Genomic DNA, 316 nt, shown 5'->3' on the forward strand with positions numbered 1-316 from the left:
GTTAAGCTGACTTTTTCGCTGACTTTTTAGGTTTGGTAAAGCGTTTTTTGACGGTTGGATAGCGAATGCGACGTGAACGGGGTTGCCCTGGGTTCCAACCAGGAGACTTTCCGCGGGGTTTGGGAGGAGGAGCAGGTGTTCCAATCAACGCTAAAACTGATGCAAAGGCATTGGCTGTTCGACCTGGAGAAAGGTGAGTGGAGGGTTTCTGCCACGGCAAAGGGGAATCCTGAACATGGCAACGCGCCAGCCACAACTGCCAGGTGAGCAAGGGCATCAGATCGCTCCAGCGTTGGCATTGCTCAGGCGTCGATAA

1 pseudogene is annotated in these 316 nt (G+C 53.5%); it reads right to left on the reverse strand.

The window, feature by feature from the left end:
- Position 1: 1 nt before the first annotated feature.
- Positions 2–316, reverse strand: a pseudogene (locus ACR6Z4_RS32270) (NF041680 family putative transposase); the annotation flags it as partial.

The sequence above is a fragment of the Calyptranema fuscum S582 genome (assembly GCF_055793305.1).